At 69.3% G+C, this 25,009-nt stretch carries 17 protein-coding genes and 1 riboswitch; of the genes, 10 read left to right on the plus strand and 7 right to left on the minus strand.

What is annotated here, in order from left to right; all coding sequences use genetic code 11:
* Positions 1–145: 145 nt before the first annotated feature.
* Entirely contained in the window at positions 146–832 is a 687-nt protein-coding gene (locus ACFWZU_RS02585; protein ID WP_091340102.1) for a response regulator transcription factor, read from the plus strand.
* Complete coding sequence (locus ACFWZU_RS02590) at positions 816–2,108, plus strand: sensor histidine kinase (protein ID WP_439699850.1); 1,293 nt, start codon at positions 816–818, stop codon at positions 2,106–2,108. The genes ACFWZU_RS02585 and ACFWZU_RS02590 overlap by 17 nt, the downstream gene beginning before the upstream one ends.
* Before the next feature lie 116 nt (positions 2,109–2,224).
* Here the strand turns inward: ACFWZU_RS02590 and ACFWZU_RS02595 are convergent, their stop codons facing one another.
* The 3 genes from ACFWZU_RS02595 to metF form a co-directional block, all read right to left on the minus strand.
* Entirely contained in the window at positions 2,225–3,142 is a 918-nt protein-coding gene (locus tag ACFWZU_RS02595) for a branched-chain amino acid transaminase (RefSeq protein ID WP_439699851.1), read from the minus strand.
* A gap of 61 nt (positions 3,143–3,203) precedes the next feature.
* Positions 3,204–3,701, minus strand: coding sequence for a DUF4124 domain-containing protein (locus tag ACFWZU_RS02600; RefSeq protein WP_439699852.1), 498 nt, complete (start codon positions 3,699–3,701; stop codon positions 3,204–3,206).
* A 31-nt stretch (positions 3,702–3,732) separates the two neighbouring features.
* Entirely contained in the window at positions 3,733–4,557 is an 825-nt protein-coding gene (metF, locus tag ACFWZU_RS02605; RefSeq protein WP_439699853.1) for a methylenetetrahydrofolate reductase [NAD(P)H], read from the minus strand.
* 211 nt (positions 4,558–4,768) lie between these two features.
* Here metF and ACFWZU_RS02610 point away from each other — a divergent pair, with 211 nt between their 5' ends.
* From ACFWZU_RS02610 to ACFWZU_RS02620, 3 genes are read left to right on the plus strand one after another with little or no spacing between them, the layout of a single operon-like run.
* Positions 4,769–5,689, plus strand: a complete 921-nt coding sequence (locus ACFWZU_RS02610; protein ID WP_439699854.1) for an alpha/beta fold hydrolase — start codon at positions 4,769–4,771, stop codon at positions 5,687–5,689.
* 26 nt (positions 5,690–5,715) lie between these two features.
* The gene (locus ACFWZU_RS02615; protein WP_439699855.1) at positions 5,716–6,750 is read left to right on the plus strand and encodes a sensor histidine kinase; all 1,035 of its coding nucleotides are present in this window, start codon (positions 5,716–5,718) and stop codon (positions 6,748–6,750) included.
* Positions 6,747–7,460, plus strand: coding sequence for a LytR/AlgR family response regulator transcription factor (locus tag ACFWZU_RS02620; protein ID WP_439699856.1), 714 nt, complete (start codon positions 6,747–6,749; stop codon positions 7,458–7,460). Before ACFWZU_RS02615 ends, ACFWZU_RS02620 begins: the two co-directional genes overlap by 4 nt.
* A 288-nt stretch (positions 7,461–7,748) precedes the next feature.
* Here ACFWZU_RS02620 and ahcY read toward each other — a convergent pair whose 3' ends face one another.
* Positions 7,749–9,188, minus strand: a complete 1,440-nt coding sequence (ahcY, locus tag ACFWZU_RS02625) for an adenosylhomocysteinase (protein ID WP_439699857.1) — start codon at positions 9,186–9,188, stop codon at positions 7,749–7,751.
* A 51-nt stretch (positions 9,189–9,239) separates the two neighbouring features.
* Positions 9,240–9,315, minus strand: a riboswitch (S-adenosyl-L-homocysteine riboswitch).
* A 154-nt stretch (positions 9,316–9,469) separates the two neighbouring features.
* On the opposite strand from ahcY, the gene ACFWZU_RS02630 reads away from it, so the two are divergent.
* Positions 9,470–12,466, plus strand: a complete 2,997-nt coding sequence (locus ACFWZU_RS02630; protein WP_439699858.1) for a phosphoenolpyruvate carboxylase — start codon at positions 9,470–9,472, stop codon at positions 12,464–12,466.
* A 32-nt stretch (positions 12,467–12,498) separates the two neighbouring features.
* Here the strand turns inward: ACFWZU_RS02630 and ACFWZU_RS02635 are convergent, their stop codons facing one another.
* Positions 12,499–14,370 (minus strand): ATP-binding cassette domain-containing protein, encoded by a 1,872-nt coding sequence (locus ACFWZU_RS02635; protein ID WP_439699859.1) that lies wholly within the window; start codon positions 14,368–14,370, stop codon positions 12,499–12,501.
* A 111-nt stretch (positions 14,371–14,481) separates the two neighbouring features.
* Here ACFWZU_RS02635 and ACFWZU_RS02640 point away from each other — a divergent pair, with 111 nt between their 5' ends.
* From ACFWZU_RS02640 to ACFWZU_RS02655, 4 genes are all read left to right on the plus strand, one after another.
* A complete protein-coding gene (locus ACFWZU_RS02640) occupies positions 14,482–15,558 on the plus strand; it encodes a glycosyltransferase family 4 protein (protein ID WP_439699860.1) in 1,077 nt (358 codons plus the stop codon).
* Positions 15,555–17,687 carry an amylo-alpha-1,6-glucosidase gene (locus tag ACFWZU_RS02645; protein WP_439699861.1) on the plus strand — a complete coding sequence of 711 codons (2,133 nt, stop codon included), beginning with the start codon at positions 15,555–15,557 and terminating at the stop codon, positions 17,685–17,687. The genes ACFWZU_RS02640 and ACFWZU_RS02645 overlap by 4 nt, the downstream gene beginning before the upstream one ends.
* 291 nt (positions 17,688–17,978) lie before the next feature.
* The gene (locus tag ACFWZU_RS02650) at positions 17,979–20,837 is read left to right on the plus strand and encodes a protein kinase domain-containing protein (protein ID WP_439699862.1); all 2,859 of its coding nucleotides are present in this window, start codon (positions 17,979–17,981) and stop codon (positions 20,835–20,837) included.
* A 227-nt stretch (positions 20,838–21,064) separates the two neighbouring features.
* A complete protein-coding gene (locus ACFWZU_RS02655) occupies positions 21,065–22,114 on the plus strand; it encodes a D-alanyl-D-alanine carboxypeptidase family protein (protein ID WP_439699863.1) in 1,050 nt (349 codons plus the stop codon).
* A 75-nt stretch (positions 22,115–22,189) separates the two neighbouring features.
* Here ACFWZU_RS02655 and metK read toward each other — a convergent pair whose 3' ends face one another.
* Complete coding sequence (gene metK / locus ACFWZU_RS02660) at positions 22,190–23,401, minus strand: methionine adenosyltransferase (RefSeq protein WP_439699864.1); 1,212 nt, start codon at positions 23,399–23,401, stop codon at positions 22,190–22,192.
* A 548-nt stretch (positions 23,402–23,949) separates the two neighbouring features.
* The gene (gene dusB, locus ACFWZU_RS02665) at positions 23,950–24,942 is read right to left on the minus strand and encodes a tRNA dihydrouridine synthase DusB (RefSeq protein ID WP_439699865.1); all 993 of its coding nucleotides are present in this window, start codon (positions 24,940–24,942) and stop codon (positions 23,950–23,952) included.
* Positions 24,943–25,009: the final 67 nt, after the last annotated feature.

Raw genomic sequence — 25,009 nt, forward strand, 5'->3', positions numbered from 1 at the left:
GGCAGTAAGCTTGGGCCCAGGTGCAGCGACGACGAGTCGGGCATCTGGGCCTTTTTATTGCCCGTGGTCCGGCACAGCCGGCCACCCGTACGGCAAGCTTGTTAAGCTTGCCGCCTTGATCGACCAGTGGCCTTTGGAGTGGCGCATGCGTGTCCTTGTGATCGAAGACAACAGCGATATCGCGACCAACATTGGCGACTACCTGGAAGACCGCGGCCACGTGGTCGACTTCGCCGGCGACGGCGTGACCGGCCTGCACCTGGCCGTGGTGCACGACTTCGACGTGATCGTGCTCGACCTCACCCTGCCGGGCATGGACGGCCTGGACGTGGCGCGCAAGCTGCGCCACGAGGCGCACAAGCAGACCCCGGTGCTGATGCTGACCGCGCGCGATGCGCTGGAACAGAAGCTCACCGGCTTCGAGTCCGGCGCCGACGACTACATGACCAAGCCGTTCGCGCTGCAGGAACTGGCCGCGCGGCTGGAAGTGCTGGCGCGCCGCGGCAAGGGCCCGCAGAGCCGCGTGCTGAAGGTCGCCGACCTCACCTACAACCTGGACACGCTCACCGTCAGCCGCGACGGCAAGTCGATCCAGTTGAACCCGATCGGCCTGAAGCTTCTGCAGGCGCTGATGGAGGCCAGCCCCTCGGTGGTCACCCGCCAGGACCTGGAGCAGCGCGTGTGGGGCGAGGAGCTGCCCGATTCCGATTCGCTGCGCGTGCACATCCACGGCCTGCGCGCGGCGATCGACAAGCCGTTCGACAAGCCGCTGATCCACACGCGCCACGGCATCGGTTACCGCATGGTCGAGCCGGATGCTGTCCAGGCGTAAGCTGCGGTTCCGCCTGATCGTCTCCTTCGCGCTGTTCGGCTTCGGCCTCAGCGCGTTGTTTGCTTTTGCGGCGCTCAACATCCGCACGCGGGTGGAGGACCAGCTGGTCAACGCCAGCCTGCTCGACGACGCCCGGTACGCGAACCATTACGCCCAGGAGCATCCCAACGCGCCGGGCCCCGGTTCGCAGCTGATCACCGGCATGACCAAGAGCGACCGCACGCTCTACAAGGCGCCGCTGGCCTGGCAGGGCCTGGATACCGGTGTGCATGACATCTTCGAGCAGGGCGAGGATGGCAAGCAGCACCACTACAAGCTCGCGGTCTATCGCGAAAACCACATCATCAGCTTCGTCCGCTACGACGTGACGCGCGAGGAGCTGGGCAAGCAGCAATTGCTGATCAGCGTGATCGCAGCGGTGTTCCTGTTCGGCCTGCTCTCGCTTGCGATCGGCCTGTGGCTCTCGCGCAAGGTGTTGAAGCCGGTCAGCGAACTGGCGGCGCGCCTGCGCGATTTCCGCAAGGCTGGCAAGGCCGAGCCGCTGGCATCGCATTTCGCCGACGACGAAGTGGGCGAGCTGGCGCTGGCGCTGGACGAATACGCCGCCCGGCTTACCGCGATGGTCGAGCGCGACCGCGAATTCAACTCCGACGTCAGCCATGAACTGCGCACGCCGCTGGCGGTGATCGCAAGCACCACCGAGCTGCTGCAGGGCTCGCCCGATTTGACCGACAAGCTGCGCGAGCGGTTGAAGCGCATCGAGCGCGCCTCGCGCCAGGCCACCGAGCTGATCGAGGCCCTGTTGCTGCTCTCGCGCGCCGAACGCCGCGGTCCCACCCGTGGCGAGACCACGGAAGTGGCCAAGGTCGCCGCCGACGTGATCGAGAGCCAGCGTCCCCAGATGCGCGACAAGCCGCTGGACATCGAGCTGACCATCCGCGATGCGGTGAGCGTGAACGCGCCGGCCTCGGTGCTTTCCGTCGCGCTCACCAACCTGATCGGCAACGCGATCAAGTACACGCTCGAAGGCCTGGTGAAGGTCGAGGTAGGCAACGGCCGCATCGAGGTGATCGACACCGGCCCGGGTATCAAGCCGGAGGATGCCGAACGGCTGTTCCAGCGCGGCGTGCGCGGCGAGGGCGCCGGCGGCAGCGGCGCCGGTCTCGGCCTGGCAATCGTGCGGCGGCTGTGCGACCTGTATGGATGGCAGGTTTCGATGCGTCCGCGCGGCGACGCCAACGGCGCCATCGCCAGCCTGGTGTTCGAACCCGCCTAGAGCTGCTCCCTTTCCCCTCCGGTGAGAGGGTTGGGGTGAGGGGCGGGGCTCGCGGGAACATCGGATAAAAAAAGGGCCACGTTGCGGCCCTTTTTTCAGCGAGGCGCTGTGGTCGCTCAGACCGGTTCCAGCCAGCCCCACTGGTCGTTGGTGCGACCATCGAACAGGCCGAAGTACAGCTCCTGCAGCCGGCGCGTCACGCGGCCGGCGGTGCCGTTGCCGACCTGCTTGCCGTCGATCGAACGGATCGGCGTGACCTCCGCCGCGGTGCCGCACATCAGCACCTCGTCGGCCAGGTACAGGTACTCGCGCGGCAGGTCGCGCTCGACCACCTCGATGCCGTCCTCGTGCGCCAGCGTCTTGAGCGTGTCGCGGGTGATGCCGGTCAGGATCGAGGCGCTGGCCGGCGTGGTGTGCAGCACGCCGTCGAAGACCAGGAACAGGTTCTCGCCCGCGCCTTCGCTGAGCAGGCCGGTGTTGGACAGCGCGATGCCTTCGCCGAAGCCCAGCCGGCGCGCCTCGCGCGCGATCAGCTGGCCGGACAGGTAGTTGCCGCCGGCCTTGGCGCCGGCCGGGATGGTGTTCGGGGCGAAGCGCTGCCAGCTCGATACGCAGGCAGTGATGCCCTGTTCCAGCGCCTCCGGCCCGAGGTACGGACCCATCGGCCAGGCAGCGACGGCCACGTCGATCGGCGTCTCGGCCGAAAGGCCGAAGCCACCCAGACCGCGGTAGGCCACCGGGCGCAGGTAGGCGGCGGTGAGGCCGTTCTTCTTGATCACCTCGCGGCAGGCCGCGGCCAGCTCGTCCTGCGAGTAGGGCAACACCATGTCGTAGATGCGCGCCGACTGGTACAGGCGCTTGAGGTGGTCGGTCAGGCGGAAGATCGCCGCGCCGTCGGGCGTGGCGTAACTGCGGATGCCTTCGAACACGGACGAACCGTAATGCAGCGCATGCGACATCACGTGGGTGGTGGCCTCGCGCCACGGCTTGATCGTGCCGTTCTGCCAGATCCACTCGGGGTACTGCTGCGCCATGGCGATTCTCCTTGCAGGGGACCGCCCATGATAACCGTTGGGCGCCGTTGCCCGCGCGTGCCTACTCCGGGCGCAGCCACAGGCAGCCGGCGCGTGGCTCGATCGCGAAGCGCGTCTGGTCGGCTTGGTCGCTGCCGTCCTCGGGCACGGTGCTCACCACCAGCTCCGAGCCACTGCCGTCGGGTGGCAGGTCGATGCCTACCAGCGGTCGCCGCATCAAGGCGGCCAGTGCGCGGATGTCGGCCACTACGGCGTGCTCGCCGTAACCGCCCCACAGGATCAGTCCGGCCAGACGGTTGGCGTCGGCGTTGGCGAACGCGTCGATTACCGCGCCGCGCAGCTGGTCCACGTCGACGGCGCATGTGACCGCGGGCGGGCGCAACGAAGGCGCCTCGGCCGCCGCTGATGACGTGGGCGCAGGCGTGGCCTGCAGATTGGCGCAGGGTTGATCGGTGAACACCGGATGGCCGTCCGCGGCGATGCAGTGGTAGATCGGCGACTGCCCGCGGGCGGGCAGGGCGGCGATGGCCAGCAACAGCAAAAGGGCGAGGCGCAGCATCGCCCGAGCATAGTGGCCCGATGCGGAAGCTTCAGTGCAGTTGCGCAAGGACCGCTTGCGTCGCCCTGGCGCGATTCAGCGTGTAGAAGTGCAGCCCCGGCGCGCCACCGTCGAGCAGGCGCCGGCACAATTGCGCGACGACCTCGGCACCCAGCGCGCGGATCGCTTCGGCGTCGTCGCCGTGGGCCTGCATGCGCTTGGCGATCCAGCGCGGGATCTCCGCGCCGCAGGCGTCGGAGAAGCGCTTGAGCTGGCTGAAGTTGGTGACGGGCATGATGCCCGGCACGATCGGCACGCCGACGCCCAGCCGGCGCACGTCGTCGACGAAGCGGAAATACGCATCCGGGTTGAAGAAGTACTGCGTGATCGCCCCATTGGCGCCCGCATCGATCTTGGCCTTGAAGTGAACCAGGTCGCGCAGCGCATCCTCCGCCTGCGGATGGACTTCCGGATAGGCGGCCACTTCGATCTGGAAATGGTCGCCGGAGTGCTCGCGGATGAACGCGACCAGCTCGGCCGCGTAACGGAAGTCGCCTGGCGAGGCCATGCCGGAGGGCAGGTCGCCGCGCAGTGCCACGATGCGCCGGTACCCGGCGGCACGGTAGCCATCGAGCAGCGCGGAGATCTCGGCGCGCGTACCGCCCATGCACGAGAGGTGTGGCGCTACCGGCAGTCCGTGTTCGCGGTGCAGCCGCGCCACCGTGTCGCCGGTGTAGCTCAGCGTCGAGCCGCCCGCGCCGAACGTCACCGAGACATAGTCCGGCGCGTACGCCTTCAACGTCTGCGCGGCGCGATCCAGTTGCGCACGCTGCTCATCGGTCTTGGGCGGGAAGAATTCGAAGCTGATCGCGGGCATGGGCGACAGGTCCTTGCAGGCAGGCGGCCATTCTATCCGTTCATCGCGATAAAAGGATAGATGACCAAAGCTGGTCGCCCGCCCGCCGCCCTCCCGCCGACCCGCCTGCACAACCGTTCATCGCCACGGCTGACCGCTCGTCATGTTTTTCGCCAGCGAGGGTTCGCGGGCGCGCAGGCTTCTCCCATCCCGACCCGACAGGAGATCTGCCATGTACCGCCTTGCCCTGATCCGCCGCGGCATCCGCCTGGCCACGCTGGCCCTCGCCCTTGGCGCCGCCAGCCTGGCCGCCCACGCTGCCGACGCCGCCGACCACGGCGTGGCTGTCACGGTGGTGGGCAAAGGGCGGCCGGTACTGATGATCCCGGGCCTCAACAGCGGCGCCGACACCTGGAAGGAGACCTGCGCCGCGCTGCAGAGCGACCATGTGCAGTGTCTGATCGCCCAGCTGCCGGGTTTCGCCGGACAGCCGGCGATCGCCAGCGGGCACTACCTGGACGACATGAGCGAGGCCCTGCTCGATTACCTCGACCGGCACCACCTCGCGCAGCCGGTGGTGGTCGGCCACAGCCTCGGCGGCGTGGTCGCGCTGAAGATGGCGATCGCGCGGCCCCAGGCGATCGGCAAGCTGGTGATCGTCGACGCACTGCCGTTCCTGCCCGCCGCGCAGAACCCGGCTGCCACTGTGCAGGCCATGCAGCCGGTGGTCGCCGGCCTGCGCGCGCAGCTGCTCAAGGCAGACGATGTCGCGTACCGCGCCCAGGCCGAAGCGGCGGCGCGCGGCATGGTGCATGCCCCCGCGCGCGTGGCGCAGATCGTGGGCTGGGGCATGGCCAGCGACCGCGCCACCACGGCCGAAGCCATGGGCGAGATGATGACCACCGACCTGCGTCCGGCGCTTGGCGCGATCAAGGCGCCCACGCTGGTGCTCGCCTCGTGGGCAGCCTACGCGCCCTATGGCGCCACCAGGGAGTCGACCGCCCAGCTGTTCCGCAGCCAGTACGCGAAGCTCGACGGCGTGCGCGTGGAGATGAGCCAGGCCGGCTACCATTTCCTGATGTGGGACGACCCGCAGTGGCTGCAGGCGCAGTTGCGCGGCTTCATCGACGGCAAGACCACGGCTGCGCGCTGAGCGCGGCCCTCGAGCGGGGGACGACGGTGCGCGACGGACGGCGGTGGTTCGGGTGGATCAACCTGGTGCCGTGGGCGATCTATCTGGCGATCAGCCTGGCCTTCGGCGCGGGCTACGGCATGTCCGGTTCCGGTGTGCTGCTCCTGTTCGTGACGATCGCGCTGGCGCTTTATCTGGTCTCCGGCGGCCTGCGCACGCTCGCCCTGCGGCGCGGGTGGCTGCAACGGGACGGCTGGGCGCTGAGCGGCCGCCTGCTCGCCGGCGTGCTGATCGGTGCGCTGGTGGTGCAGGCGCTGGTGGCGCTGGTCATGGTGCCCGCGGTGGCGCTGCACGGGGTCGCGATGCCGGGCGGGCGGCTGGACTACCGCCCCGCCGCGGTGCTGGTCTACTGGTTCAACGCCGCCATCGTGCTGGGTCTGTGGACCGCCGGCTGGGCCGGTGCGCGGGTACTGGAACGCGCCCGCCACAGCGAGATCGCACGACTGCGCGCCGAGGCCGAGCGCAGCGCGCTGGAGCGCGACGCGCTGCGCGCCCGGCTCAACCCGCACTTCGTGTTCAACGCGCTGAACAACCTGCGCGCGCTGATCAACGAAGACACCGAGCGCGCCCGCGAGATGGTCACCCGGCTGTCGAACACCCTGCGCCATGCCCTGGAACAGAACGACCGCGAGCGCGTGCGCCTGGGCGAGGAACTGGCGGTAGTCGATGACTACCTGGCGATCGAGGCGGTGCACTACGAGCAACGCCTGCGCGTGAACCGCCAGATCGCGCCCGCCGCGCTGGATGCGCGGCTGCCGCCGATGGCGCTGCAGTTGCTGGTGGAGAACGCGATCCGCCACGGCATCGCCGTGACGCCCGGCGGCGGCGAGCTGGACCTGCGCGCGCGCTGTGAGGACGGCATGCTGCGGCTGGAGGTGGCCAATCCCGGCCGGCTCGGCACGGGCAACCGCGGCCACGGCGTGGGGCTGGCCTACCTGCGCACGCACCTCGGGCACCAGGGCCGCTTCGAACTGACCGAGCACGAAGGCCGCGTCCTGGCCCGCCTGGAGATCGCCCAATGAGCCTGCGCATCCTGATCGTGGACGACGCCCGCCTTGCGCGGCAGGAACTGCGCACCATGCTGTCCGGCATCCCCGGCGCCAACTGCGTGGGCGAGGCCGACGACGTGCCGTCCGCGCGCGAGGCGATCGCCGCGCTCAGGCCGGACCTGTTGCTGCTGGACATCCAGCTGCCTTCGGGCAGCGGCTTCGACGTGATAGAGGGCGTGCAACCGCTGCCCGCCGTGGTCTTCACCACCGCCTACGACCAATACGCGGTGCGCGCCTTCGAAGCAAATGCGCTGGACTACCTGGTCAAGCCGGTTGCGCCCGAGCGCCTGCGCGCAGCGCTGGAGCGCGCAGGCGCGGCGGCACCGGCACCGCCCGCGCGTGAACTGCTCGGCGCCGATGACAGGGTGTTCCTGCGCGAAGGCGAGCGCTGCTGGTTCGTCACGCTGGGCGAGATCCAGCGCATCGTGGTCGACGGCAATTACGCCCGCGTGTGGTTCCGCGACCAGTGCGTGCTGCTGGCGCGCAGCCTCAACGCGTTGGAGGCCCGGCTGGACCCGGCGCTGTTCTTCCGCGCCAACCGCAACACACTGGTCAACCTGCGCATGGTGCGTTCGGTCGAGCCGTCGGTGGGCGACGGCTACGTGCTGACGCTGAAGGACGGCAGCGAAGTGGAGCTGTCGCGCCGGCAGGCGCGCGAGTTCCGTGAGCAGATGGCCTTCTAGCGCGCCCTTGTGCAGTCGTGTGGCGGCCCCATCAGGGGAGCTCGCACAAGGACACAGCCAACACTTGCGCAAGTTGTGGCCCCTCACCCCAACCCTCTCCCCGCAGGGGAGAGGGAGCCAGACTCGCGGCACACGAAAACGCTGCCGGAACCTGCTTCTGCTCCCTCTCCCCTCCGGGGAGAGGGTTGGGGTGAGGGGCCGGGGCTCGCGGGAAACAAAAAAGGGCCGCATCGCTGCGGCCCTTCCTTCGTGGAGTGCCACTCTCCCGGACGTGCCGGGGAGGGGCGCTCAGTAGCGGTAATGATCCGCCTTGAACGGGCCTTCCACCGGGACGCCGAGGTAGGCGGCCTGCTCGGCGGTCAGCGTGGTCAGCTTGACGCCGATCTTTTCCAGATGCAGCCGCGCCACTTCCTCGTCCAGCTTCTTGGGCAGGATGTAGACCTTCGGCTCGTAGCTGTCCTTGTTCGCCCACAGGTCGATCTGTGCCAGCGTCTGGTTGGCGAACGAGTTGGACATCACGAAGCTCGGATGGCCGGTGGCGCAGCCGAGGTTCACCAGCCGGCCTTCGGCCAGCAGGAAGATCGAGCTGCCGTTCTTGAAGGTGTACTTGTCCACCTGCGGCTTGATGTTGAGGCGCTCGGCGCCGGAGGCGTTCAGGGCGTCGACCTGGATCTCGTTGTCGAAGTGGCCGATGTTGCAGACGATCGCCTGGTCCTTCATCGCCTGCATGTGCTCCAGGCGGATGACGTCCTTGTTGCCGGTGGTGGTGACGTAGATGTCGCCGCGGCCGAGGGTCGACTCGACGGTGTTGACCTCGAAACCTTCCATCGCCGCCTGCAGGGCGTTGATCGGGTCGATCTCGGTGACCACCACGCGCGCGCCGTAGGCCCGCAGCGAGTGGGCGCAGCCCTTGCCGACGTCGCCGTAGCCGCACACCACCGCGACCTTGCCGGCGAGCATCACGTCCATCGCGCGCTTTAGGCCGTCGGCCAGCGACTCGCGGCAGCCGTACAGGTTGTCGAACTTGCTCTTGGTGACCGAGTCGTTGACGTTGATCGCCGGGATCAGCAGCTTGCCTTCCTGCGCCAGCTGGTAGAGGCGGTGCACGCCGGTGGTGGTCTCTTCGGAGACGCCCCTCCAGTCCTTGACCACGGTATGCCAGTAGCCCGGGCGCTCCTTGTGCACGCGCTTGAGCAGGTTCTTGATCACCTGCTCCTCGTGGCTGCCCGAGGGGGAATTCACCCAGTCGCTGCCGTTCTCCAGCTCGTAGCCCTTGTGGATCAGCAGCGTGACGTCGCCGCCGTCGTCCACCACCAGCTGCGGACCCAGGAAGCCGCCCTTGCCGTCGGGGAAGGAGAGCGCGTCGAGCGTGCAGTCCCAGTACTCCTCCAGCGTCTCGCCCTTCCAGGCGAACACCGGGGTGCCGGTGGCGGCGATCGCCGCGGCGGCGTGGTCCTGCGTGGAAAAGATGTTGCACGAGGCCCAGCGGACGTCGGCGCCGATGTCCTTGAGCGTCTCGATCAGCACCGCGGTCTGGATCGTCATGTGCAGCGAGCCGGTCACGCGCACGCCCTTGAGCGGGGCCTGCGGGGCGTACTTGCGGCGGATCGACATCAGGCCGGGCATCTCGTGCTCGGCGATGTCCAGCTCCTTGCGGCCGAACTCGGCCAGGGAGATGTCGCGGACCTTGTAGTCGTGTTCGGGGTGGGCCTGGATGGCGGCGTTCATGCTTGTCTCCGGTTCTTTGGGGAACCTTTGCCACTGCGGGCGAAAGGTCCGCATGGGTGAGCGCCGTTGTTGCGCATGCCATGCCGAGCCTGGCCGTCCCACGACGGTCGCAGCGCCCCTCGGCGGGCACGTAAGTCGCTCATTATACCGTCCCCGGATGCATCCTGTAGGAGCGCACCCTGTGCGCGACCGGAAGGCCCGCGGCCGCGCACCAGGTCCCCTCCTACAAGGGCTTGGCGGGCGATTCGCTAGTCTTGGGGACCCCTCCCGGAGAGCCGCCCATGGAAGCCAGCCGCGACACCGACTACCTGCCGCACGACGGCCCCCTGCGCGAGGACGTCGGCCGGCTCGGGCAGTTGGTCGGCCGGATGCTTGCCGAGCAGGGTGGCGAGCGCTTCTTCGAGCGGGTCGAAGCGGTGCGCCAGGCGGCCATCCACCGCCGTCGCGAAGGCGACCCCGTGTCCACCCTGGCGCATGCGCTCGAAGGTCTGGATACCGACCAGGCCGAAGCCCTGGCGCGCGCCTTCGCCACCTACTTCCAGGCGGTCAATATCGCCGAGCGCGTGCACCGCATCCGCCGCCGCCGCGACTACCAGCGCGAGGGCGGCCCGCCGCAGCCCGAGTCGCTGCTGGACGTGCTGGGCCGGCTCAGGCACGAAGGTGTCGGCGCTGAAGAACTGCTGGGCTGGCTTGCGCGGCTGTGGATCGAGCCGGTGTTCACCGCCCATCCCACCGAGGCGATGCGCCGCTCGCTGCTGGAGAAGGAGCAGGCGATCGTGGGCGCGCTGGTCGACGGCTTCGACACCAGTCGCACCCCGCAGGAGCGCGCCGAGGACCAGGACCGCATCTACATGGCACTGTCCACCGGCTGGCAGACCGCCGAGGCCTCGCCGGTGCGTCCCACCGTGCAGGACGAGCACGACCACGTCGGCTTCTACCTGTCCAACCCGATCTACCGCATCGTGCCGGCGCTTTACGAATCGTTGGCCGGGGCGCTGCAGGCGGTCTACGGCATCGCCGTTCCGCTGCCGCGGCTGCTCGGCTTCGCCAGTTGGGTCGGTGGCGACATGGACGGCAACCCGAACGTCGGTGCCGATACGATTGCCGCTGCGCTGGCGACCCAGCGCGCGCACGTGCTGGAGCGCTACATCGCCGACGTCGCCAGCCTGGCGCGACTGCTCAGCCAGACCGCCGGTCGGGTGGCCGTCGACCCCGCGCTGACCGCGCGCCTGGCCGACTACCGCGAACGCTTCCCGCAGGCCGCGGCGCGCATTCGCCCGCGTCATGCGGACATGCCCTACCGCTGCCTGCTCACGCTGATCGGCGCGCGGCTGGAGGCGACCGGCGAAAATGGCGGGGAAGGCTACGCCTCGGCAGCCGAGCTGCTGGACGACCTGCAATTGATCGACGACAGCCTGCTCGGCCACTGCGGCCTGCACGCCGGTGCCTATGCCGTGCGCCGGCTGGTCTGGCGCGTGCGCACCTTCGGCTTCCACCTCGCGCGGCTGGACGTACGGCAGGACTCGCGTGTGCACGACGACGCACTGGCGGCGTTGCTCGACGATGCCGATTGGGCCAGCCGTGCGGCGGCCGACCGGGCGGCCGCGCTGTCGGCGTATGCCGCCGGGAAGGACCGCTTCGCGATCAGCCATGCCGAATCGGTGATCGCGCTCTACGACGTGTTCGCCACGCTGGGCGACGCCCGCCGCCGCTACGGCAGCGAGGCGGTCGGGCTGTACATCATCAGCATGGCGCGCTCGGCGGCGGACGTGCTGGCGGTGCTGGCGCTGGCGCGCTACGGCGGGCTTGTGCAGCCGGCTCCCCTCAGGGAAGGGAATTCTGGCCGGGGGCCACTCTCGCCGGATGCCAGCAACGAAGCGCGGGGCTCTGCGCCCTCTCCCTTCCGGGGAGAGGGCCGGGGTGAGGGGACAACCTCGCGGGGAGCCGGCAACGAAGCACCCGCCTCTGCTACCTCTCCCCTCCGGGGAGAGGACCGGGATGAGGGGACAACCTCGCGGGGAACCGGCGAGGAAGCGTTTGCATCAGCGAGCTCCCCCGCAAGCCCCGGCCCCTCACCTCAATCCTCTCCCCGGAGGGAAGAGGAAGCTGGGAACGCGATACCCCTGGACATCGCTCCGCTGTTCGAGACCGTCGACGACCTCAAGCAAGCCCCAGCCACGCTCCGCGCCCTGCTCGACGACCCCGTCTACCGCGCCCACCTGCGCGCCCGCGGCGATCGGCAGTGGGTCATGCTCGGCTACTCCGACAGCGGCAAGGACGGCGGCACGCTCGCCTCGCGCTGGGCGCTGCAACGCGCGCAGGTGGAACTGCTCGAGGTGGCGAACGAAGCCGGCATCCACCTGGCCTTCTTCCACGGCCGCGGCGGCTCGGCCAGCCGCGGCGGCTCGCGCATCGCGCCGGCGTTGATGTCCTCGCCGCGCGGTTCGGTGGCCGGCGTGTTGCGGGTGACCGAGCAGGGCGAGGTGATCCATCGCAAGTACGGCATCCGCGCGCTGGCCCTGCGCAACCTGGAGCAGACGGTCAGCGCCGTGCTGCGCGCCTCGCTGCGCCCGCGCGGGCAGGAGCCGCGCGAGGCCCGCTGGCGCGAGCAGATGGAGGTGCTCGCCGCGCACAGCCGCCGGCACTACCGCACATTGGTCGAGCGCGAGGGCTTCGTCGACTACTTTCGCACCGCCACGCCGATCGACGTGGTCGAGCGCATGACCCTGGGATCGCGTCCGGCCAGCCGGCGCAACATGCGCGGCGTCGAGGACCTGCGCGCGATCCCGTGGGTGTTCGCGTGGACCCAGTGCCGCTCGATCATCACCGGCTGGTACGGGCTCGGCAGCGCATTGGAGCAGGGCGCCGGCACCTTTGGCGAACAGGCCCTTGCCGACATGGCGCGGGACTGGCCCTTCTTCGCCAACGCGCTGGACGACGTGGCGATGGTGCTGGCCAAGTGCGACCTGGACATTGCCGAGGCGTTCTCGCGCTTGGCCGGCGAGCTGCACGCGCCGTTCTTCGGGCTGATCCGCGAGGAATACGAGCGCACCCACCATTGGCTGCGCAGGCTCAAGGGCGGCAGCACGCTGCTGTCCGACAACCCGCGCCTGGCCGTGTCGATCCGCCTGCGCAACCCCTATGTCGACCCCATGAGCCTGCTCACCGTCGACCTGCTCGCGCGCTGGCGCGCCGGCGGCAGCGGGGACGACGCCCTGCTGCGCGCGCTGGTCGCCTGCGTCAACGGCGTTTCGCAGGGACTGCAGAACACCGGTTGAGGTCTTCAGGCCGGTGCCTGCGGCGTGCCCGCTCAGCCGTCCAGCTCGCTCCAGCGGGCGTAGGCGGCGTCCAGTTCGGTCTGCAGCTTCGCGAGGGCTTCGTTGGCCTGCACGATGGTGGCGCTGTCCTGCTGGAAGAACGCCGGCTCGTTCATCGCCGAGGTGCGCTCGGCGATGTCCGTCTCCAGCTGCTCGATGCGTGCCGGCAACTGCTCCAGCTCGCGCTGGTCCTTGAAGCTGAGCTTGCGGCGTGCCGGGGGCGGCGCGGCGGGAGCGGCGGCCGCCGGGGCCGGGGGGCTCGTCGCCGGGGCCGGTGCCGGTGTCGGTACCGCGGGGCGCTGGCGCAGCCAGTCGCTGTAGCCTCCCACGTACTCGCCGACCCGTCCTTCGCCCTCGAGCACCAGCGTGCTCGAAACCACGTTGTCCAGAAACGCGCGGTCGTGCGAGACCAGCAGCAGCGTGCCGGTGTACTCGGTCAGGAGCTCTTCGAGCAGCTCCAGCGTTTCGACGTCCAGGTCGTTGGTCGGTTCGTCCATCACCAGCAGGTTGGACGGCTGGGCGAACAGCTTGGCCAGCAGCAGGCGGTTGCGCTCGCCGCCGGAAAGGCGGGTGATTGGCGCACGTGCCCGCTCGGGCGAGAACAGGAAATCCTGCAGGTAGCCGATGACGTGCTTGCGCTGCCCGCCGAGCTCGATGTATTCGCGGCCCTGCGCCACGTTGTCCAGCGCGTTGAGGCTCTCGTCCAGCTGCACGCGGTGCTGGTCGAAGTAGGCGATCTGGATGCCGGTGCCGAGCTCGACCGTGCCCCGGTCAGGCTTGAGTTCGCCGAGCATGATCTTGAGCAGCGTGCTCTTGCCGGCGCCGTTGGGGCCGATGATGCCGATGCGGTCGCCGCGCATGACCGTGGTCGAAAGATCGTCGATCAGCACGCGGCCGCCGTAGGCCTGGTGCACGTGGTCCAGCTCGACGACCTTCTTGCCCGAGGCCTGCGCGCTGGCCAGCGTCATCTTCGCGTTGCCGGAGAGCTCGCGCCGTTCGGCGCGCTCGCGGCGCATCGCCTTGAGCGCGCGCACGCGGCCCTCGTTGCGGGTGCGCCGGGCCTTGATGCCCTGGCGAATCCATACCTCTTCCTGCGCCAGCTTGCGGTCGAAGTGCGCGTTGGCCTGCGCTTCGGCATGCAGGCGCTCCTCGCGCCGGCGCAGGTAGTTGTCGTAATCGCCCGGCCAGTCGGTGAGCTGGCCGCGGTCGATCTCCACGATGCGCGTGGCCAGCGCACGCAGGAAACTGCGATCGTGGGTGACGAACACGATCGAGCCATCGAAGGACTTCAGGAAGCCCTCGAGCCAGTCGATCGCCTCGATGTCCAGGTGGTTGGTCGGCTCGTCCAGCAGCAGCACGTCGGGCTTCTGCACCAGCGCCTGCGCCAGCAGGACCCGGCGCTTCATTCCGCCGGAGAGGGCGGCGAAGTCGGTTTCGCCCGGCAGCTCCAGCCGCGCGATCACCTCGTTCACCCGGCGGTCAAGATCCCAGCCCTGGCGCGCCTCGATCGCCTGCTGCACCTCGCCGAGCGCCTCGAGGTCGCCAGCAGCCAGCAAATGATGGTAACGCGCCAGCAACTGGCCCAGATCGCCCAGGCCTTCGGCCACCACGTCGAACACCGAGCCGGCGGTGTACTGCGGAACTTCCTGCGCCATGCGCGCCACGACGGTGCCGTTCTGCACCCTCACTTCACCGTCGTCCGGGTGCAATTCCCCGGCGATCAACTTCATCAGAGTGGACTTTCCCTCGCCATTGCGGCCGACCACGCAGACGCGTTCACCGCGCTCGATCGACAGGTCGACATCGGCAAGCAGAAGGGGACCGCCGATGCTGAAATCGACGCGCTGCAATTGGATCAGGGACATCCGCCGATTGTAATTGATGCGCCTGTACGTGATGCGCATCCGGCGAATGCGGCGTGCCCAAGGTTCTTGAACGTGCCCATGGCCGGGAAGGCCCGGGTGCCGAGGATCCCCATGCGCATCGCCCAGATCACCCCGCTTTGCGAATCGGTCCCGCCGCGTCTTTATGGCGGCACCGAACGCATCGTGTCCTGGCTTACCGACACGCTGGTAGAGCTGGGCCACGAGGTCACCCTGTTCGCCAGTGCCGACGCGCGCACCCGCGCCGAACTGGTCGCGGTGCGCGACCAGGCGATCCGGCTGGACCCCACGCCGGCGAAGTCCGAGCTGGCCGCCCATCTTTCGATGCTGCAGGAGGTGCGCCGGCGCGCGGATGAATTCGACGTGCTGCACTTCCACGTCGACATGCTCCACTTTCCGATGTTCGAGGATTGCGCCGGCCGCACGCTGACCACGCTGCACGGGCGGCTGGACCTGAAGGACCTGGCCGAGGTGTACCGGCGCTGGCCGCACTATCCGCTGGTCTCGATCTCGCACCATCAGCGCCAGCCGCTGCACTTCGCCAACTGGGCCGGCACCGTGCACCACGGTCTGCCGGAGGACCTGCATCGCCCGCACCCGCACCCGGGGGGCGGCTATCTCGCATTCCTGGGCCGCATCTCGCCGGAGAAGCGGCCCGACCGTGCCATCGCGATTGCGCGCGCCAGCGGCATCCCCCTGAAGATGGCCGCCAAGGTCGACCTGGCCGATCGCGCCTATTTCCACGAGGTGATCCAGCCGCTGCTGGACGATCCGCTGGTCGAGTTCATCGGCGAGATCGGCGATGCGGACAAGGAGGATTTCCTTGGAAACGCCGCTGCGCTGCTGTTCCCGATCGACTGGCCCGAGCCATTCGGCCTGGTGATGATCGAGGCGATGGCCTGCAGCACGCCGGTGATCGCCTGGCGCTGCGGCTCGGTGCCCGAGGTGGTCGACGAGGGCCTCAGTGGCTTCATCGTCGAAAGCGAGGCCGAGGCGGTGGAGGCCGTGCGCCGGCTCCCGCAGATCGACCGGCGGGAGGTGCGCGCCTGCTTCGAGCGGCGTTTCTCGGCCGAGATCATGGCAAGCAACTACGTGGATCTTTACGAACGACGCTGCCGCGTCGCGCCGGCGCTGCCGGCGTGGCCGGTGGCCTGGGAGGCGGCACGATGAGCGAAGCGACGCAAGACGACGAAAACCCTTCGGCCGGTACCTCGCGCGGGCAATATTCGCTCAAGTCCGGCGATACCTTCGTCGTCTGCGATGCCTTCGGCGACATCCGCGGCGATTCCAGCGGCCTGTTCCACAACGACACGCGGCTGCTGTCCGCCTTCGCGCTGGATCTGGGGGGCAAGCCGCCCTCGCTGCTCAGCGCGGCGATCTCCCACGACAACGTGCTGTTCACCGCCAACCTGTCCAACAAGCCGCTGCCGCCGATGGGTGAGCGCGCCACGCCGCAGGGGGTGATCCACCTGCAGCGCACGCGCTTCCTCTGGGACGCGCGGATGTACGAGCGCATCGCCTGCGTCAATTACGGCGACAGCGAAGTGCAGGTCACGCTCACGCTGCATTTCGCCGCCGACTTCCGCGACATCTTCGAGGTGCGCGGCACGCCACGGCGCAAGCGCGGCACGCTGCATCCGCCGGAGGTCGGCGAGAGCTCCGTCGCGTTGCGCTACGACGGCCTGGACGGCGTCGCGCGCTGTTCGGTGATCTGCCTGTCGACTCCCCCGGACCGGCTCGACGGCAACACGGCCGAGCTTGCGCTGACGCTGCCGCGGCTGAGCAACACCGAGCTCTACGTGGAAGTCGGGCCGGAGCGCGTCGAGCCCAGTCGCCAGCGCTTCCGCGCCGCCGCCGCCAAGGCACGCCGCGCGATGCGCCGTCGCCGCGGCCACGGCGCACGCCCGCGCAGCAACGCGCGGCTGTTCAATGCATGGCTGGAGCGCTCGCGCGCCGATATCGCGTTGCTGACCAGCGAGTTCCCGACCGGACCCTATCCATGCGCGGGGATTCCGTGGTTTGCCACGCCGTTCGGGCGCGACGGCATCATCACCGCGCTTCAGTTGCTGTGGCTGGACACGGGCCTGGCCCGCGGCGTGCTGGGCTACCTCGCCGAGCACCAGGCGCACGAGACCTCGACCTTCCGCGATTCGGCGCCGGGCAAGATCATGCACGAGACGCGCAAGAGCGAGATGGCGGACCTGGGCGAAGTGCCCTTCGGTCGCTACTACGGCGGCGTCGACACCACGCCCCTGTACGTGATGCTCGCCGGCGCGTATGCCGAGCGCACCGGCGACGACGTCTTCATCGACAAGCTGTGGCCCGCGCTCACCGCCGCGATGGGCTGGATCGAACGCACCTGCGACCGCGACCCGCACGGCTTCCTCACCTACGCGCAGGGCGAGAAGGGCGGCCTGCTCAACCAGGGCTGGAAGGACAGCGAGGACTCGGTGTTCCATGCCGACGGACGCATCCCGCCGGCGCCGATCGCGCTGGTGGAAGTGCAGGGCTACGTGTATGCCGCACTCATCGCCATGGCCCGCCTGGCCGAGCGGCGCGGCGACGACGAGTCGGCAGCGGGCTGGCGCCACCGGGCGCTGGCCATGCGCAAGGCGGTCGAAGAGCTTTTCTGGGACGAGGAGATGTGCAATTACGGCATCGCCCGCGACGGCGACGGCACGCTTTGCCGCGTGCGTGCGTCGAACGTCGGCCACCTGCTCTACGTGGGCCTGCCCAAGCTGTGGCGGGCGAAGAAGGTGATCCGCCAGTTCCGCTCCGCGCCGTTCGACAGCGGCTGGGGCGTCCGCACGCTGGCGATGCAGCAGGCGCGCTACAACCCGATGTCCTACCACGACGGCTCGGTATGGCCGCACGACGTGGCGATCTGCGCCGCCGGCATGGCCCATTACGGCGAGCGCGAGGACGCGGTGCGCCTGCTCGGCGAAACCTTCGAGGCGGCGGTGCACTTCGGCATGCGCCTGCCGGAACTCTTCTGTGGCTTCCCGCGCGCCACCGGCGAGCCGCCGATCGCCTACCCGGTCGCCTGTCTGCCGCAGGCGTGGGCCGCCGGTTCGGTCTTCATGATGCTGCAGGCCTGCCTGGGCGTGACCGTCGACGGCTGTCGCGGCGAAGTGCGGATCGACCGGCCGCGCCTGCCCGAGGGCCTTGACCGGCTGACCCTGCACCGCCTGGACGTCGGCGGCGACACCATCGACCTGGGCTTCGAGCGGATCGGCTCGCGCACCGTCGCCTTCCGCGCCGGCGGTTCGGCCGACGTGCGGATCCTCGCCAAGGTCTGAGCATGCCGCGGGGCCTCCCTGTCCGCGCTCCGGGCACATCCTCGTAAACGGGGAAGGTACAGCCTGCGACGTGCCACCGCGCCACGCGGTAAAAGGATCGGGCAAGGCGCGACGGCTCCCCCTCCCGCGCCTTCCGCCGTGGATGCGGGAGAAGGGCCGACAGGCGGATGGGGGCGCCTTTGGGCGCAGAGGCCGCGGGAAGACCCACCAGCCCGGCGGCCCTACGTGCCACGACATGTGATTTCTACGTGAAACCGGCGCCATAATCCCGGTCCGGGACCGGGGGATCGCATGGCAGGGCAGCTGACCGATCGCTACGTCGAAGCCAAGCGCATCGCCATGGCGGCGATGGACGTGCCTGCGTCCGCGCGCGATGCGCTCATCGACGGGCATGTGGGCGAGGACGCCGAACTCGAGCGCGAGGTGCGCTGGATGCTCGAGGCGATCGAGCGCACGCATACCGCCACGCTGCCGTTTTCGCCGGCGGCCGTGCCGCCCGACCTCAGCGGCCAGCAGACGCAGGCCACCGCACCGCGCAACTACCGCATCCTGCGCCTGCTTGGCGAGGGCGGCATGGGCATGGTGTACCTGGCCGAGCGCTGCGACGAGGGGTTCACCCAGCAGGTCGCGCTGAAGTTCCTGCACGCGTCCGCGCAAGGCTCGCCGATCCTGCACGAGCGCTTCAGCCAGGAGCGCCGGCTGCTGGCGCGGCTGGAACACCCCGGCATCGCACGCCTGCTCGATGGCGGCGTGATGGACGGCGGCCAGCCGTTCCTGGCGATGGAGTACGTCGAGGGACGGCGCATCGACGAGTGGTGCGACGCGCACGCGCTGTCGCTCAACGAGCGGATCCTGCTGTTCCTCAAGGTATGCGACGCGGTCGAGTTCGCGCACCGCAACCTGGTGATCCATCGTGACATCAAGCCGGCCAACATCCTGGTCGGCGCCGACGGCTCGCCCAAGCTGCTGGACTTCGGCATCGCGCGGCTGATCGAGGACGGTGGGCAGGTCCTCGCCACCGCTACCGCGGCGCACGCGCTGACGCTGGCCTACGCCAGCCCCGAGCAGATCGAGCAGCAGCCGCTGACCACCGGCGCGGACGTCTATTCGCTGGGTGTCGTGCTGTACCAGCTGATCGCAGGACGCCGGCCCTACCAGCACCTGGTCACGCCGCATCTGTTGTCCAACGCCATCGTCGGCGGCCAGATGGAGGCGCCCAGCCGGAGCCTGCGCGCCGCGCCGGCCGATCCGCGCCGGCCAAGGAAGCCGATTCCCGCCGACGTCGACGCGATCGTGCTCAAGGCGCTGCGACGGCAGGTCAGCCAGCGCTACGCCAGCGTGGCCGAGTTTGCCCAGGACCTGCGCCACTACCTGGCACAGCGGCCGGTCAAGGCCCGTCGCGGGCGCCAGTGGTACCGGCTGCGTCGCTACGTCCAGCGCAACCGCTGGCCGCTGGCCGCCGCCGGCATGGTGCTGGCGGCGGTGCTGGCCGGGCTCACCGCCTCGCTGCTCGCGCTGGCGCAGACACGCGCCGCGCAGCGGCTGGCCGAGCAGCGCCAGCATGACCTCGAGCGCATGGTCGCCTTCCAGCAGTCGATGCTGCAGAGCGTGGACATCGACGCGATGGGGCACGCGCTGAGCCACGAAGAGAGCACGCGGGTACTCGCGCGTTTCGACGCGCTGGGCCGGCCGGCTCTCGATCGCCGGCAACTGGAGCAGGCGTTCGCCGGCATCGACGCATCCGGATCGGCGAGCGACGCGCTCGATACCTACGTGGTGAGCCACGCGCTCGCGCGGCTGGACCGCGATTTCGCCGACGCGCCGCTGCTCGCTGCCGACATGCGCCAGTCGCTCGCCCGCGTGCTGCTGACCATCGGCAGCTACGCGCACGCGGCGGTGGAATTGCGCAACGTGGTGCAAGTGCGCAAGCAACGCCTGCCCGCCGACGCCCCTGCGCTGGTGTCCGCGCGCGTCGACCTGGGCGATGCGCTGTACCGCGGCGGGCAGATCGACCAAGCGGCGCAGGTCTACGACAGCGCGCTGCCCGCCGCGGCAGCGCTGCCACCGGCCGATCCCCTGCAGGTCGCCGCGCTCTCCGGCCGGGCACGCGTGCTTGCCGCGCAGGGTCATCTCGGGCAGGCACTGAACCGGCAGGAAGCGCTCTACGCCGGCCTCGCGCCACGCCTGCCCGCCACCGACGAGGGATTGCTGCAGCTTCGCCGCGACCGCGTGGAAACCCTCATCCAGCTGGGCGAGCGCGATCGCGCGCGGGCGGAACTGGAATACCTGGTGCCGCTGTACCGGCAGGCGTTCGGCGCCGAGCACCCGGAAACCCTGGCCACCACGCTCACCCTCGCCACGCTGCTGTATTCCCAGGACAACGAGTACGAGCGCTCGCTGGCGCTGGCGCAGGACGTGGCGGCAATCCGCCAGCGCCGGCTGGGCGCGGATCATCCGCTGGCCCTGCAGGCGCGCGCGCTGGCGGCATCGAACGAGGTGCGCCTCGCGCTCGACCCCGCGACCATGGCGCAGGTGCACGCGCGCCTGGACGCGATCATCCAGGGCTACCGGCGCGTGCTGGGGCCGGACAACCCGCAGACGCTCGATGCGATGACCGACATGGTGCGACTGCTGTCCAAGCAGGACCGCTACCCCGATGCCATCGCCATGGAGCGCGAGATCCTCGCCGGGCGCAGCCGTACGCTGGGCCCGGGCCACTTCAGCACCCTGTATGCGCGCGGCAGCCTGGCGAGCCTGCTGTGCGGCAACGGCCAGTACGCCGAGGCCAGCAAGCAGGGCGAGCAGGTACTCGACGCGTTGCGCCGTCAACTGGGCGAGGATCATCCGATGACGCTGGCGACCTACGACCTGGTCGGCCGCATCGAGGCCAGTGCCGGCCAGTGGGCGCGCGCGCGCGATGCCCATGCCAGGGCGCTGGAAGGCCGCGCCCGCACCCTCGGCAACACCGACGCGCACACCATCGAGAGCGCCTCGCGGCTGTACGTGGTGCTGCGCAAGTTGCACGACGCGGCGGGTGCGCGGCACGTACTGGCCACTTACCTGCAGCCGGTGATCGCGATGCACCCCGAAACGCTCAACGCCGGCATGCGCAGTGTGCGCGAAGAGGCGATGGAAGCGGTCGGCAGCTAGGTGGCTGTGTCGACCCCGGCGGCCTGTCGGGGACATTGCCGGGGTCGCCGGCCGCTCCAGGGGAACTCCGCGCAAGCGGACTCGACCGGACCGGTTCGACATCCTTGCTACAAAATCACGGCACAACAGCCATTTGCAGGACGAACTTCTGGCTTTTCGGAGTAGCCGTGCATTAAGGTTAGCTCAACGCTACATGACGTCGTCGGCGGCGGCGGGGATCAACCGGTGTGAAATCAGAATTGCTTTCGACCAGCGGGCTCAGCGCCTTGTGCGCGGTATTCCTGTTGTGGCTGGTCGCCAGCGTGGCCCACGCCGGCCAGGCCGCCATCGTGGTCGATGCCACCACCGGACGCGTACTCGGCCAGGTGAACGCCGACGAGCAGAACTACCCCGCCTCGCTCACCAAGATGATGACGCTCTACCTGACCTTCCGCGAACTGAAGGCTGGCCGCCTCACGCTCGAGGACAACCTGCCGGTGTCGCGCTGGGCGTCCGACCGGGAGCCGAGCAAGCTGGGCCTGCGTCCGGGCCAGACCATTTCGGTCGAGGACTGCGTCCTGGCGATGGTGACCAAGTCGGCCAACGACGCCGCCACGGTGGCGGCGGAAAGCATCGGCGGATCCGAGGCGGGTTTCGCCGACATGATGAACGCGCAGGCGGCCCTGCTGGGCATGGCCGGCACGCACTTCGACAACGCCTCGGGCCTGCCGGACCCCAGGAACGTCTCGACCGCGCGTGACCTGCTCACGCTCGCGATGGCCCTGTACCGCGACTTCCCGCAGTACGCGCACTACTTTTCGGCGACCGAGTTCACCTTCCAGGGGCGCGTGGTACACGGCCACAACCACCTGATGGACCGTTACGACGGCATGGACGGCCTGAAGACAGGCTACACCGCCGCGTCGGGCTTCAACCTGGCTTCCACCGCCGTGCGCGATGGTCACCGCCTGTTTGCTGTCGTGCTGGGCGGGCGTACCGCGGCCAAGCGCGATCGGCTGATGGCGAGCCTGCTCGATGCCGGCTTCGAACAGAGCGAAGCGGCCGCCGCGCTGGCCGCCGCCGGCCAGCCGGCCACGGGCGTGGCCCATCGCGTACTGGCCGCGCTTTCGCCGATAGCCAACGCCGAGGCGGACCCGGCGCCGGCGGCGGCGCCGCGTCACGCCAAACGCCATGGCAAGACCTCGACGGCCCGTCGTTCCAGCCACCGCGCGAGCCATCACGCGGTCAAGCTGGCCGATCGCAAGAGCAAGCACGCGGCCAAGGGCGGCGACGACTGAGCTTGTGCCGGGCGCCTTGGGCGGACACAAAAAAACCCGCGGCAGGCCGCGGGTTTTTTTTCGTGCCGCAAGCGCTTACTTGCGCTTGCCGTTCAGCCCGGCATCGGCGCGCAGCGCCTCGGCCTTGTCGGTCTTCTCCCACGAGAACGCGGTGAAGGTCGAGCCGTCGGCCGCCTTCATCTCGTAGGGCTGGCGGCCGAAGTGGCCGTAGCTGGCGGTCTGCTGGTACATCGGGTGGATCAGGTCCAGCATCTTGATGATGCCGTACGGACGCAGGTCGAAATGCTTGCGGATCAGCTTCTCGATCTTCTCGTCCGGGATCTTGCCGGTGCCGAAGGTGGTCACCGAGATCGAGGTCGGCTCGGCCACGCCGATGGCGTAGGAAACCTGCACTTCGCAGCGGTCGGCGAGGCCGGCGGCCACCACGTTCTTGGCGACATAACGCGCCGCGTAGGCCGCGGAACGATCGACCTTGGACGGATCCTTGCCCGAGAACGCGCCGCCGCCGTGGCGGGCCCAGCCGCCGTAGGTGTCGACGATGATCTTGCGGCCGGTCAGGCCGCAGTCGCCTACCGGGCCGCCAATCACGAACTTGCCGGTCGGGTTGATGTGGAACTTGGTGCCCTTGTGCAGCAGCTTCGCCGGCAGCACGGGCCTGAGGATCTCCTCGCGCACCGCCTCGACCAGGTCCTTCTGCTTGATGCCCGGGTCGTGCTGGGTCGAGAGCACCACGGCGTCGATCGCCACCGCTACGTCGTTCTCGTAGCGCAGGGTCACCTGGCTCTTGGCGTCCGGGCGCAGCCACGGCAGCGGCGAGTTCTTCTTCTTGCGGATCTTGGCCTGCTGCTCGACCAGCCGGTGCGAGTAGTAGATCGCCGCCGGCATGAAGTCCTTCGTCTCGTTGGTGGCGTAGCCGAACATCAGGCCCTGGTCGCCGGCGCCCTGTTCCTCGGGCTTCTTGCGGTCCACGCCCTGGTTGATGTCCGGCGACTGCTTGCCGATCAGGTTGAGCACGCCGCAGGTGGCGCCGTCGAAGCCGACTTCGGAGGAGTCGTAGCCGATGTCCAGGATCACCTTGCGGGTCAGGCCCTCGAGGTCGATCCAGGCGGAGGTGGTGATCTCGCCGGCGACGATGGCCACGCCGGTCTTCACCATGGTCTCGCACGCCACGCGTGCACGCGGGTCCTGCGCGAGGATCGCGTCGAGGACGGCGTCGGAGATCTGGTCGGCGACCTTGTCGGGATGGCCCTCGGAGACCGACTCGGAGGTGAAGAGGTAGTTGCTCATCGCGGGTTATATCCTTCCTTTCGGATACAGAGATAAAGAAGCCGCGCATGATACACGCGGCCGCGGCGGATTGCAGGCCAGCGTACTACCCGGGGGTGAAGGTTTCATACCCGTTCAGGCGGTGGACGGCTGGACGGCCAAATGCACGCCGCACGGAGGCCGCGTCCCCGCGCATCCCCCGCAACGCCGGGGAGGCGGCGCCGACAGGCGAATGGAGACTCCTGGCGAGGGGCGCGGCGGAAGTCCTCCGCAAGCCTGCCCCGTCCGCCCTCCGGGCACCTCCCACCATGGAAAAGCTCGATCATCCGACGGCGCACTGGGCCCAGGCGCGCGGAAGGCGCGTACCCGTGCCCTCCCCGCAACGCGGGGGTGCCGACAGGCGGATGGGGCGCTCCTGGCGAGGCTGCGGTGGAGGTTTTCCGCAAGCCTGCCCCCATCCGCCCTCCGGGCACCTTCCCCGTGGAGCGGGGGAAGGCTCGATCACGCGGTGGCGTGTTGGGCTCGGGTGCAGGCAGAGCGCATACCCGAGCCTTCCCCGCAGCGCTCGATCATGCGGCGAAGCGCTGTGGGGTTCCCGAGGCGAGCGACTCGAAGTATTCGTGCGTGAGGCGGACTTGTTCGGCCGCGCTCTCGGCACGGTTGACCACATGCCGGAAGGCCGCGTTCTCCGGCCTGTCCTTGGCGTACCAACCCAGATGCTTGCGCGCGATGCGCACGCCGGCGCGTTCGCCGTAGAAGGCGTACAGGTGCTCCAGATGGCCGAGCAGGATCGCGCCGACCTCGGCCGGCGTGGGCTCGGGCAGCTTCTCGCCGGTGGCGAGATAGTGCGCGACCTCGCGGAAGATCCACGGCCGGCCCTGCGCGCCGCGCCCGATCATCACCGCGTCGGCGCCGGTCACGTCGAGCACGTGGCGGGCGCGCTCGGGGCTGGTGACGTCGCCGTTGGCGAGCACCGGGATACGCACGGCCGCCTTCACCGCAGCGATGGTGTCGTACTCGGCCTCGCCCTCGTACTTGTCCGCGCGCGTGCGCCCGTGCACCGAGAGCGCGGCGATGCCGCTGTCTTCGGCGATGCGCGCGATGTTCAAGGCGTTCCTGTGCTCGCGATCCCAGCCGGTACGAATCTTCAACGTCACCGGCACCTCGACCGCGCCGGCCACCGCCTTGCAGATGCGCGCCACCAGCGGCTCGTCCTGCAGCAGCGCCGACCCCGACCACACGTTGCAGACCTTCTTGGCCGGGCAGCCCATGTTGATGTCGACGATCTGCGCGCCGTTGGCCACGTTGAAGCGGGCCGCTTCGGCCAGCATGCCCGGGTCGTAGCCGGCGATCTGCACACTGACCGGTTCCGGTTCGCCGGCGTGGTCCATGCGATGCAGTGACTTGCGCGTGTGCCAGAGCTTGGGATCGGCGGTGGTCATTTCCGACACGGCCAGTCCCGCGCCCAGCCGTTTGCACAGCAGGCGGAAAGGCTTGTCGGTGACCCCGGCCATGGGCGCGAGCACCACGGGCGGGTCGATGCGGTAGGGGCCGATCTGCATCCGCCCATTGTACGAGCTCCCGTAGGGTGGGCTTCAGCCCACCGCGTTTCTGAACCGGGATGGTGGG

This window comes from Frateuria sp. GZRR33, assembly GCF_051900425.1.
Classification (GTDB): Bacteria; Pseudomonadota; Gammaproteobacteria; order Xanthomonadales; family Rhodanobacteraceae; genus Frateuria_A.